The following is an 11,779-nucleotide window of genomic DNA, read 5'->3' on the forward strand; positions in this document are numbered from 1 at the left end:
CGCCAGAGCGAGGTTTTTTTTCGTTAATAACTTAAGCCTGAGGCTGAGTTACAACGTCTTTGATGCCTTTAACTTCGATCTCTACGCGACGATCTGGTGCCAGACAGTCGATCAGTGCAGCACGAGGTTTCACGTTGTCACAGGTAGAGCCGGTAACTGGTTGAGATTTACCCAAGCCACGAGCAGAGACTTTGTTCGCAGGGATACCTTTAGAAACTAGGTAATCAACGACGCTCTGTGCGCGTTTTTCAGACAGGCCTTGGTTGTACTGCTCGGAACCTAAACGGTCAGTGAAGCCCAGAACAACAACGGAACCGTCTTTTGGATCCAGAGAGCTCAGTTGGGTGTACAGTTGATCCAGTGATTGCTGGCCTTCTGCTTTCAGCGTTGCTTTGTTGAAGTTGAACAGGACGTCAGATTTCAGCGTAAAACGCTTAGTTTCAACAACTGGAGCTGGAGCTGGGGTTGGAGCCGGAGCAACAACTGGTGCTACGCGGTCATCCTGGCCGAAACGGTAAGATAGGCCAACGCTCATCAGCATGTTGTCTGGACGCGCACCAACAGTACCAGCGTCACCAATGTTGCTTACCCACTGGTAGTCAACACGAGTAGCCCAGTTTTTGTCGATAGCGTATTCAATACCGATCGCAGCCAGCGGAGAAACGCCAGTGTCGTCGTTATTGATATGAGTGCCGCTTCTGTCGGCATGGCTGTCAACGCGCCATACCAAGCCGCCCAGACGGGTGTAAACATCTAGATCAGGCATAACTGGGTAGCTCAGTTTAGTAGCCAGTTGGATGCCTTGCGCTTTGAAGCTAGCGCTATCTGCTGGATTCGAATCAGAACCAGCGAACTTCATGCGACCTAACCAGTCGTAGCCCAGTTCAAAGCCCAAGTACGGGTTAGCTTGATAACCAACAAATGCACCAGCACCTAACTTGCTTTTGATTGGGTTATTATTGACACCAGTATAACCATTTCCGTAGAAACCAGTGTCGTGGAATTGAGACACACCTAGTTTACCACCAGTATACCAAGTATTATCTTTAGGAGCTGCCTGCGCGATGGTCGCGAAGCTAGCCAGTGCCACTGCAACTGCGATAGCTGTTTTTTTCATTTTACGCCTCATTATCATCCAAATCGGCAATTAACCTGGAGGGCTAATAAACCTTTGGTTAAAATCCTTTGGTTGGAGACTTTGCCCTTATTTATGACTTACTGTCAGTCAACTGACGTTATAAAAGAGCAACTCCAGCGAGTTAAAGTCTACAACGTGATGAGAAAGTTACAAGTATGATGTGATTTACGTCATAAGAAAACCGCACGATTCATACATACTTGCTAACAAATAGTAGATGGTTTTGACAGATTTTACGTCTTTAGGCTGTATTAAATATATCCCAAAAGCCCGCAGAATACCGCTCTACGGCGATCGACAAGGCGCGCAATCTGAATGGGCTGAGAAAATTCTTAATTTACTTAATGATACAATGTCGAATGAATTTTAAGGCTGGGAAACAGTCTATAGGCGTCCCCACCAGCATTTTCTGGCCGCATCATAAAGCCGTAAGTATTTCCTGCCTGTGCGGCGAGCCGTAACCGAACCTTCTCTTCTTCTGTTAATTCGTGCGGCAACCAGCACAAAACGGCGCTGTAATTCCCTGTCAGCAAGGCTCTTTCCATGGCATCAACCGTAAACAAAGGGTTGATATGGTGGAGTTGCACCATTTTGTCCAGTGGTAATCCAGATTGCTGCACCCACGGACGACTCAATTTTTGCTGAGGCGAAAGCCACAGCAGCCAACGAGACTGCGTACCTAGCTGTTGCAAGAGCGGTAATAACAGGTGTGTGACTATGGGTTGATCGGTGTTGTACACGATTTCGCTGATAATTCCACCTGTGGCAACCGAGGGCTCCGCAGCGTGTTGATTTGCAGAAAACGATGATGACTCGATGTTGTGAGAGCGGATTGATTGCGTACGCATAATGAGTTCCCCCCATAGTGTTACTGTATAAATATACAGTATCCGTTGTGTGCATGAAAATCAACCTGATTTTTTGAAAGCGCTTCGCATATTCCTTATGCAAGAGACAGTAAACACATTTACTGTTTGAAGCCACCTCGGGGCTGTGGTTAATTACTTGTTCCTGCTACAGATATTTCAATTGTTCAGTAAGAGATCATTTCAATACTAAGGATTATGGCAATGAAGCAATTATGCAAAAAAAGGATTTTGCAATCTCAGCAGTCTTTTTCATCTTTGGGGGATATCACTTCGCGTTCCCAATTTGGTGGCTACAGCATCGCAGCAAATAGAACGATTTTTGGACTGGTATCTGAAGGGGAACTCTATCTTCGCGCGAGTAAAAGAGATGAAAAATATTTCCAGCAGCGTGATATGCCTCATCTGATTTATACCAAACGCGGTATGCCCGTTCCGTTGAATTACTTTCTTGTCGATGACGCATTATGGCAAGAGCCTGTGCAGTTACTGTATTTTGCCCGTCTGGCGCTGATGGGAGCGGAGTATGATAAAGCGGTCAGAAGCACGAGAGGACGCTTAAAGGACCTTCCGAACCTTAATCACGATATTGAACGCCTGCTGTGGAAAGCGGGGATAAAGAATGTCGATGAATTACAGCAATACGGCGCGAAAAACAGCTATCTCAAGTTACGAAAGGTTCGGGCTAATCTGAGTGTCAATGTGCTCTTGGCGCTTGCTGGTGCAATTTGTGGCACACATCAGGCGGCGCTTCCTCGCGGCATCCGCAACGAACTATTGGAATGGTATAAAAATAATGCGGTATCCAAAGGGCCAAAGCACTAAGAAATGCACCTATTTTCACTATGTCATCATGTCATTTTTTAGCTGTACGAGCTCAGGTAAGAGACCAATCAGTAGGCCGATCTGCTGAATAATTAATGATTCTTTACTGTCTGACTCGGGTGAAAGGGATTGAAGGCTGGTGGTGATGGTTTTCAATCCCTGATTGATACGCAAACTTTCCTCTTCGCAGCAGTGTAGCGCATCATCAACGTGACAAACGGCATCATCCAGCAATTGCAGTGTTTCCGTTGAGGTAATTTTCCCTCGGTGTGCGCCGAGCGTCGAAATATAGCTTAGCAACGTATGATTCAGGCACATGAAGCGGAATGCGCTGTCCAGCTTGCTTCTGGTCGCATGAGGCTCTGAAGACATATTCGACACGACAGACGCCAGCTCTGCATCGCAGTTATGCGCATCGCGGCGAGCAATGCGATAAGGCAGGCTATTATCTTTCCCCTGATAATATTGAACCATGATCGCATCAAGATAACGGCAGTTGGCGTCCAATGTCTTATTGATGACGGTTGGCAGACCGCGAAAACGCCAGTCCGGCCAAATAAAGCTCACTGCCGCCCAGGCGATGGCACACCCGAGTAGCGTATCAATAATGCGTGGCACCGCAACTTCAAACCCTTCACCTAACAGGTTGAAACAGAGCAGGACAAGCAGCGTAATAAACATGGTCGCGTGGGCGTACTGCACGTTGCGAAAGGCGAAAAATAGTACGCCACTGATAACGATCAACGTCAGTTGTCCTTCCAGCGAAGGAACGAAGTACAGAATGGGCAGGCCGAGCAAAATACCGGTCAATGTCCCGATTATTCTTAACGTCAGCCGCCGCCGAGTAGCGTTATAGTTGGGCTGACAAACAAACAGGCTGGTGAGCAGAATCCAATAACCGTGTTGCAAGCCCGTGACCTGAATCAACGTGTAGCCGCTACAGAGCAACACAGACATACGGATGGCATGACGAAACAGTGCTGACTGCTGTGTCAGGTGGCGGCTAATACGCAAGCGGATGTCGCTCCACCCCGTGATTTTGTCATCTGCCAGCATGTTTTCCGAGTTGTTTTCTTGCTCAATGGCCTGTTCAGATTCGATAGTCGCCAACTGGGCATCAATGGCGCGCAGATTATTCAAGAGATAGGTGAGCGCTTTGATTTGTGCGGCGTCTGCCATATTGTTGGCAGCGATACGTGCAATAGCGGATTCAAGATGCACGAAAGCCCGCTCAATGCGGCCGTCATGCTGATATTTTTGGTGCAGCAGAATGGATTGCGACAACTGCTGACAGGCTTTGGCCTGCCTACTCAGCAGACGCTGAAAGCGAAATAGGACGTCGCTATAGCGCAGTTTTTCACGCAATTGCGGATAGTAAACATGCGATGAGCTGGCTCGTTCATGAATATCCTGCACGACAAAATAGTAATGCAGCGTTTGGCGCGTCCCGCGCTGGCCGCGATCGCCACGCAGACGCGTTAATAACGATGATTTGGTCTGATTGAGCGTGGCAACCAGTTGGCTGTTTGCCATCGCGACGTCAATTAAGGGTTTGTCGGTTTCTTCTTCAATATCGGGATCGAACAGATTGGCTTTTGCATCCAGATAGCGGGCCAATTGTTGATAACACTGCGCGAGGTTGTCCTGTAGCGGACGAATTGGGAATATCAAATGGCCAAACAGCGTCAGTAAATTGTACCACGATGCCCCGACCAACAGCATGATGGGCTGCTGATACCAGTTGTCGTAAAGGGATATGCCCAGCATGGTGTAAATCGCGATCAGCAGTGCGCCGAATGCGATGGTTGCATAGCGTTGCCCTAATGCGCCGAGCAGAATAAAGCCGCAGGTCGATACCGCCAGACCAAGGCCAAAAAGCCAAGGATGGGGGAAAAGCAGTTCGATCGAAACGGAGGCGACAAAAAAACAGGCCAGCGTAATGAACAAATTACGCAGACGTCCAGTGAGGCGATCGTCAAGGTCGGTGAGGGCGGCTGCGACGACGCCAAGCGTGACGGGAATTGTTGATGTTGGCTGCCCCAGCCACCAAGGAACGGCCGCTGCACCACTCAGTGCAATGAGGATGCGGATGGTATATAGCCAACTGCTGTTATACACATAGCGGCGAATTCCTGGGGCGAAGGTGAGCAACGTAATATCCTTAGATGCCGTTAGCGAAAGTGGCGGCGGGCATTGTTTTCCCGCGCAGCCTGCGCCAGTTCGACGGAAACCACGCGACGCCCTACAGGCCACAGCGCGATGGCGGCAATTTTAAAATTGGCGATGCCGACAGGAATGCCAATGATCGTAATACACTGTGCGATACCGGTAATGATGTGCGACAGGCAAAGCCACCAGCCAAAGAATATGAACCAGAAGATATTCAGCAGCGATCCACCTGCGCTGAGAATCGCGCTCTTTTCATCTGGGCGTAGTTCATCGACATGGATAGCTTCATTGCCATAAGGCAAGAGCGACAGCTTGGTGATTTCCCAGCATGAACGCGTTAGCGGTAAGGTAAAAATCAGCAACACGCTGACGACTGTTGCCAGAAGCCAGGCTAATGTGGTGAAAAAACCACCTAATACGAAATTAAGGATATTCAACACAGTACGCATAGTCTCTCCTGTACTTGTAAGGTAGCTAGATAGCGTCCCAAACTCGCTGATGGTAAAAGAATTATCACATTAAGCATCAGGATATCCTAACCTGTTTTTAAGGCTAGAGCGTGAAGTCCGATAACGGGTAAACTAGGGAACAGATAAACGATAAAAAATGGACGAATAACCTCTCACATAGTCATGGCGCGAACATCATGGAACTGAAATCTACCTCGTTAGGTAAACATCTGGCCCAGCATCCCTACAATCGGGTGCGGTTACTGAATGCCGGTGTCGAAGTGAGTGGCGATAAACATCAATACCTGATCCCCTTTAATCAGTTGCTGAGTATTCACTGTAAAAGAGGGCTGGTGTGGGGAGAGCTGGAATTTGAACTGCCAGCCGGAAAAGTGGTGCGCCTGCACGGAACAGAGTGGCAGGAAACGCAGGCTTTTTACCGCCATCTTCTTAAATCCTGGCTCGACTGGAGCGAGGAGATGAGTCTGATCAGCGCTGAAGTTTTGCAGCGCCAAACGGACAGCATTCAAACGCTGACGCAGCAGGATAAATGGTTTAGCCGTCAGACTCTGGCAACGTTGCAGAATGCCATTCGCGATTCGCTGGGGGCTTTGCCTCTTCCTGTGTCTCGTCTTGAAGCCTTTGATAACTGTCGTGATCACTACCAGCATTGCTTGCGCTGGCTTGAGCAGGGCGATGAGACGCGCGCCGCAGTGAATCAGGCATGGATGGAACGTACACTGGCGACAGAGCAACCTTTCTTTGAAACGGTGGAGAGTTCGCCATTAAATGTGTCGCAGAGTAAAGCTGTGATCAATGGCGAAGAGGGCGTGTTGGTATTGGCCGGGGCGGGCAGCGGAAAAACCTCCGTGCTGGTGGCCCGAGCGGCGTGGTTAATGCACCGACAAGAGGCCACGCCCGATCAGATTTTACTGCTGGCATTCGGTCGTAAAGCGGCGGAAGAGATGAACGAGCGCATCCGGGAGCGGCTCAACACGGATGAGATTCAGGCTAAGACGTTCCATGCACTGGCATTGCACATTATTCAGCAGGCCAGCCGCAAGGCCCCGATGATAAGCCAGCTAGAAAGTGATGCGAAACAGCGGCGAGAACTGCTGATTTCTCACTGGCAGCAGCAGTGTGCAGAGAAAAAAACGCAGGCTAACGGGTGGCGACGCTGGTTAACGGAAGAGCTTGAATGGGATGTACCCGAAGGCGATTTCTGGAACGACCCGAAGTTAGCGGGGCGGTTGGCCGGGCGACTTGAGCGCTGGTTAGGATTGATGCGTATGCACGGCGGCAGCCAGAGCGAAATGGTTGAGCAGGCACCAGAATCCATTCGGACCGAGTTTCAGCAACGAATTCGCCTGATGGCGCCGTTGTTGAAAGCCTGGAAAAAAGCGCTTAAGGATGAAAATGCCGTCGATTTCTCCGGTCTTATCCATCAGGCCGTAAACTTGCTGGATAAAGGGCGCTTTGTGAGCCCCTGGAAGCATATTCTGGTGGACGAATTTCAAGATATTTCGCCACAGCGTGCAACGCTGTTAGCAGCATTGCGTCGACAAAATAGCCGCACCTGTCTTTTTGCCGTCGGGGATGACTGGCAGGCAATTTACCGTTTTAGCGGTGCTGAGCTGGCGTTGACGACAGCATTTGAACAGCATTTCGGCGTAGGCGAACAATGCGCGCTGGATACCACCTATCGTTTTAATGAACGCATTGGTGAAGTCGCCAATACGTTCATACAGCAAAATCCGTATCAGTTGAAGAAACCGCTTAATAGCCTGAGTAAGGGAGATAAAAAAGCGGTGACTATTCTGCCTCAGGATCAGCTTGAGCCACTTCTGGATAAACTGAGCGGTTTTGTGAAAGCTGATGAACGCATTCTCGTGCTGGCGCGTTATCACCATTTACGCCCGGCAATTTTAGAGAAGGCAGCAACCAAATGGCCGAATTTGCAGATTGATTTCATGACGGTGCATGCCAGTAAAGGGCAGCAGGCGGAATATGTCATTATCGTGGGTATGCATGAAGGGAAAGACGGTTTCCCGGCTCCGGCAAGAGAGTCCGTAATTGAGGCCGTGCTATTACCTGAACCAGAGGATTTCCCCGATGCGGAAGAGCGACGTTTACTGTATGTAGCGTTGACGAGGGCGAAACATCGCGTTTGGTTGCTACAGGATGTGACGAATCCATCGGTGTTTATTGAACATCTTCATCGTTTAGGTGTACCGACGCAGCGTAAGCCAGGATAACAAAAAAGAGATGTAGAACAGAAGAGACCAGCGTCGACGGTGTAGTACATGTAGTGCGCTGCTGGTCCATTGTGATGTGCTGATATTATTTCAGACGGTCTTGCAGGTAGCGCTGATAATCAGGAATGGTGATTTGAACCGGTTCTTTAAATAGTGCTGAGTTAATCAGGAAATCAGCCGTTGCCCGGTTGGTGGCAACAGGAATGTTCCAAACCGTAGCCAGCCGCAGCAGCGCCTTCACATCGGGATCGTGTGGCACGGCGTTAAGCGGATCCCAAAAGAAGATCATTAAATCGATTTTCCCTTCAGAAATGAGTGCGCCAACCTGCTGGTCACCCCCCATCGGTCCACTTAGCATGCTTTTTACGGGCAGACCCGTGTTCAATTGAATCAGGTTACCGGTAGTTCCGGTAGCATAAAGCGTGTGCTCTGTGAGCTGTTGTTTGTTCGTACCAACCCAATCCAGTAAAGATTGTTTACAGTGGTCGTGTGCTACCAGCGCAATATGTTTTTGCGCGGGGATGGTACGGGTGGTGAACTCCATGGTTACGTCCTTCAATCTGGTGTAGTAAAGCTGACGCTAGGGTACAGACAGATTACGGAAACGCAGTTTCAGTGCAAAGCGATAAAAGCAGGAAAAGGGGAACGGGTATCAAAAATCTACGGTGACTGCGTATAAAATCACCAGCTTACGGATTCATTCAGTGCGGCAGCAAAGCCTGCAACCGAAGCGCCTTTCGCTGCTGCGTTGTACTCGGACATTTTTCGCTCTATATCGAGCAGCTCACTGTCTGCGATCACAATTGCATCGGTACGAACAGGGATTGCCTGATTTTTTTCATCAAGCAATTGATATCCAGGCTGGGCGGTAAAGTTCTTGCGATCCTGAAGGGTTTGCAGCGGCGGCAGTTTAAATGATACCGATGCCACTTTTTCTGTATTAAAGGTCGCAATGAATGTTGAAGGAAAATAGGTTGTTGGCGCACCGGTTTGATGGTCGACAGTATCGACTACCTTGAACAGAATCTGGTGTTGCCCACTGCTCAGTTCGAGGCTATCGGCACCTTTCAGCAACGAGCCTGACATCCTCTGCCCGTCAACCATCAGGAGATCGATCTTCTGATCTAATTTCAACGTTGTTGCCGCAATTGCTGAGGTACTTAAACCTGCAATAAAAAGGCAGACAGTGATGAAGCCGAATTTCATAATTTTCCCAGATGACACGTAATCCGAGTATTGTTGAGGAATTGTCTGAATGTGTCAAAGGTTTCAATTTGAAACAGGGTGTTATGGCATTTTTCGCGCTATAAGGCACAGATGGCGGTGGTTTTAAGTCATTTCCTGCTATTCGTAGGATGTGCGATACACTGTAATAAATCACGCAAGAGAGGTTGAATAGCATGAATGACAGAGATATTGAGTCTGTACTGAAAACGGTAAAAACCATTGCGTTAGTAGGGGCCAGTGATAATCCGTCCCGCCCGAGTTATGGTGTGATGGCGTATTTGCTTAAACAGGGTTACGAGGTTATCCCCGTTAGTCCCAAACTGGCCGGTCAGACGCTTTTAGGTCAAAAAGGGTATGCCGGCTTAGCGGATATTCCTAAACCGGTTGATATGGTCGATATCTTTCGCCAGCCGGAGGCAGCTTATGACATAGCCAAAGAGGCCATCGCCATCGGCGCTACCGTTTTTTGGCTACAGATTGGTGTCATTAATGAGCAAGCGGCAATTTTGGCTCACGATGCCGGGCTGAAAGTCGTAATGGATCGTTGTCCGAAAATTGAAATCCCGCGGCTGGGGTTGGAAAAATAAGTTGCAGATAGTAGGCGATGCTGAATACCACAGCATCGCCAATATTTGTCTTTGAACGTCATATTTGCTTGTCGTGAAAACTAATGGCGCAGCTGTGGCGCTCGGCGTTGAATGACCTCGGCTAATTCGTTTAGCGAAGGGTGCTCATGTTCAGAAAGCTCTTCAATGACAGACGGGTATGACTGTTATCAGAATGCATTAGCAGAATGAGTAAATGGGATTTTAAAAACGAAATATCTGCTCGTTAAGCCGGAAGATATTGAGGAGGCAAGAAAGAGGGTCAGAGAGTCGGTGGAAATCTACAACACCCAGCGTCCCCATCCGTCGTTAAAATAAAAAACGCCCGATGAAGTTCATTGGGCGTTTTAATGCTGAAAAGTGTCAACCTGTAATTAGTTTTTATATGGTGAAAAATCAAAAATTATAGTCAAATCATTGATTTAATTAGTGCGTTGGCGGAGGAGTAGAGATTCGAACTCTAGAACACTTTCGCGTCGCCGGTTTTCAAGACCGGTGCCTTCAACCACTCGGCCACTCCTCCGTAATGACACGAACTATAAACAGTGTGTGGGAGCTTGTAAAGCATCACAATACTCAATTGCCTGAAAAACAATCTAGTACAACACAATAGAACAAGAAATCGTCACCTGACGCATAAAATAGAGCAATTTATCTCCACCATCATACGAATTGCAGGACAAAATACGAGCATAGGCACGGAGTATGACTCATTTGCAGCGTAAAGAAGGGTAAACCATCTTTAATAACGCCCTGCAACTATTTATTCTTTGATATTGGATAATAGCACCCTGAAGAGAGAGTCGCTGATATGGATCGTATTGTTGTTTCCTCTACCCGTGAAAGCTCGCTACTCAGCACTCACAAAGTGCTGCGTAATACCTATTTCCTGCTGTCGCTGACACTGGGTTTTTCCGCCGTTACCGCAACGGCAAGTACTGTACTTAATCTGCCCGCCCCTGGCTTAATTTTGATGCTGGTTGGTTTTTATGGTCTGATGTTCCTGACGCACAAGCTAGCGAACAGCCCTGCGGGTATTCTGGCAGCGTTCGCACTGACCGGATTTATGGGCTATACGCTGGGTCCGATTTTAAGCTCGCTGATCTCTACCGGCGCAGGCGATATTGTCATGTTAGCGCTGGGCGGTACAGCAGTGGTGTTCTTCTGCTGTTCGGCCTATGTCTTAACGACACGTAAGGATATGTCCTTCCTGTCTGGCATGATGATGGCAGGATTCGTTGTTCTGGTTGTTGCCGTCATTGCCAATCTGTTTCTACAGATCCCAGCTTTGCATCTGGCGATCAGCGCCCTGTTTATTCTGTTCTCTGCGGGTGCCATCCTGTGGGAAACCAGTAACATCATCCATGGTGGTGAAACTAACTACATCCGAGCAACGGTTAGTCTGTATGTCGCGATATACAATATCTTCGTTAGCCTGTTGAGTATTCTGGGCATCATGCGTAACGACTAAGTCTCGTTTATCACCACATCGAGAAAGCCCCAATTTGGCTAAGGAATCCCCAGTAATGGGGGAGTGAAAAGACAGGCATAGAGTTTTGTGGTCTACTGATTGTGCGACTCATTCAGCGAAATCACCTCTATGCCTGCTTATCAAGTATGTCAGACGTTTTTCCGGAGCGCTTTAGCTCCCTTCCGCAAATATCGACAGAATGCCCTTCTTGACGTTATCGCTGCTTTAACCCGTGGCGTATTGCTCACCCTGACTAGTATCGGACGATATCTTTCTGGGACTGCACAGATAAAACACAATATTAAACAGATTGATCGCCTGCTGGATAATACTGAACTTAACAGCAATATCCCTATGATATTCAAAAATATTACTTGACTACTGACTCAACCATTTTCATGGTATGTCGTTGCTGTTGACTGGAGTGGCTCCTCCTTCACAGGAATTCCATGTTCTACTCGAAAGCCTGATTTACGATGGCCGCTCTATCCCTCTGATGAGCCAGGTTGTCCCTTCTGATAAGCACAGCAAAGCCCCCTATATCCAAAAAGCCTTTCTGGATGCTCTCAGCAACGTGATTCCACCGGATAAAAAAGTGATCATTGTCACTGATGCCGAGTTTCAGAATACGTGGTTCCGCTATATCAAATCACTAGGTTGGGATTTTATTGGGCGCGTCGCTGCTGCGTCTGAACAGAAAGAGGGAACGCTGGTTCAGAAGACAGGAACTGAAGGCCAGTAATAAACCGGAATATCTCGGGCTGGTGTAGTGGC

General features: G+C 48.4%; 11 protein-coding genes, 1 tRNA gene and 1 pseudogene. 6 read left to right on the forward strand and 7 right to left on the reverse strand.

Annotation, left to right across the window (positions count from 1 at the left end; genetic code table 11):
- Window positions 1-31: 31 nt before the first annotated feature.
- Together ompA and sulA are read right to left on the reverse strand one after the other, a co-directional pair.
- Window positions 32-1,117 carry a porin OmpA gene (ompA, locus tag K7X24_RS21370; RefSeq protein ID WP_224558221.1) on the reverse strand — a complete coding sequence of 362 codons (1,086 nt, stop codon included), beginning with the start codon at window positions 1,115-1,117 and terminating at the stop codon, window positions 32-34.
- 362 nt (window positions 1,118-1,479) lie between these two features.
- Window positions 1,480-1,986: an SOS-induced cell division inhibitor SulA gene (sulA, locus tag K7X24_RS21375; RefSeq protein ID WP_224558222.1), complete on the reverse strand. Its 507-nt coding sequence runs from the start codon at window positions 1,984-1,986 to the stop codon at window positions 1,480-1,482.
- Window positions 1,987-2,208: 222 nt separating this feature from the next.
- Here sulA and K7X24_RS21380 point away from each other — a divergent pair, with 222 nt between their 5' ends.
- Window positions 2,209-2,829 (forward strand): TfoX/Sxy family DNA transformation protein, encoded by a 621-nt coding sequence (locus tag K7X24_RS21380; protein WP_224558223.1) that lies wholly within the window; start codon window positions 2,209-2,211, stop codon window positions 2,827-2,829.
- Window positions 2,830-2,847: 18 nt separating this feature from the next.
- Here the strand turns inward: K7X24_RS21380 and yccS are convergent, their stop codons facing one another.
- Both yccS and K7X24_RS21390 read right to left on the reverse strand, forming a co-directional pair.
- Complete coding sequence (gene yccS, locus K7X24_RS21385) at window positions 2,848-4,980, reverse strand: YccS family putative transporter (RefSeq protein WP_224558224.1); 2,133 nt, start codon at window positions 4,978-4,980, stop codon at window positions 2,848-2,850.
- A gap of 20 nt (window positions 4,981-5,000) precedes the next feature.
- Window positions 5,001-5,447: a YccF domain-containing protein gene (locus K7X24_RS21390; protein WP_010276031.1), complete on the reverse strand. Its 447-nt coding sequence runs from the start codon at window positions 5,445-5,447 to the stop codon at window positions 5,001-5,003.
- A 197-nt stretch (window positions 5,448-5,644) separates the two neighbouring features.
- On the opposite strand from K7X24_RS21390, the gene helD reads away from it, so the two are divergent.
- Window positions 5,645-7,702: a DNA helicase IV gene (helD, locus tag K7X24_RS21395; RefSeq protein ID WP_224558225.1), complete on the forward strand. Its 2,058-nt coding sequence runs from the start codon at window positions 5,645-5,647 to the stop codon at window positions 7,700-7,702.
- 85 nt (window positions 7,703-7,787) lie between these two features.
- Here helD and K7X24_RS21400 read toward each other — a convergent pair whose 3' ends face one another.
- A complete protein-coding gene (locus K7X24_RS21400; RefSeq protein WP_224558226.1) occupies window positions 7,788-8,246 on the reverse strand; it encodes a methylglyoxal synthase in 459 nt (152 codons plus the stop codon).
- Between the two features lie 137 nt (window positions 8,247-8,383).
- Window positions 8,384-8,908, reverse strand: coding sequence for a DUF2057 family protein (locus tag K7X24_RS21405; RefSeq protein WP_224558227.1), 525 nt, complete (start codon window positions 8,906-8,908; stop codon window positions 8,384-8,386).
- Window positions 8,909-9,102: 194 nt separating this feature from the next.
- Here K7X24_RS21405 and K7X24_RS21410 point away from each other — a divergent pair, with 194 nt between their 5' ends.
- Complete coding sequence (locus K7X24_RS21410; RefSeq protein WP_224558228.1) at window positions 9,103-9,516, forward strand: CoA-binding protein; 414 nt, start codon at window positions 9,103-9,105, stop codon at window positions 9,514-9,516.
- Between the two features lie 162 nt (window positions 9,517-9,678).
- Window positions 9,679-9,852: pseudogene (locus tag K7X24_RS21415) on the forward strand (integrase core domain-containing protein); the annotation flags it as partial.
- A gap of 117 nt (window positions 9,853-9,969) precedes the next feature.
- Here the strand turns inward: K7X24_RS21415 and K7X24_RS21420 are convergent.
- Window positions 9,970-10,057: transfer RNA gene (locus K7X24_RS21420), tRNA-Ser, on the reverse strand.
- A 288-nt stretch (window positions 10,058-10,345) separates the two neighbouring features.
- Between K7X24_RS21420 and yccA the strand changes: the two genes are divergently transcribed.
- Entirely contained in the window at window positions 10,346-11,005 is a 660-nt protein-coding gene (yccA, locus tag K7X24_RS21425; RefSeq protein WP_010276064.1) for an FtsH protease modulator YccA, read from the forward strand.
- 424 nt (window positions 11,006-11,429) lie between these two features.
- The gene (locus K7X24_RS22230) at window positions 11,430-11,747 is read left to right on the forward strand and encodes a transposase (RefSeq protein ID WP_411961360.1); all 318 of its coding nucleotides are present in this window, start codon (window positions 11,430-11,432) and stop codon (window positions 11,745-11,747) included.
- Window positions 11,748-11,779: the final 32 nt, after the last annotated feature.

This window comes from Pectobacterium versatile, from assembly GCF_020166435.1.
GTDB classification, from domain to species: Bacteria; Pseudomonadota; Gammaproteobacteria; order Enterobacterales; family Enterobacteriaceae; genus Pectobacterium; species Pectobacterium versatile.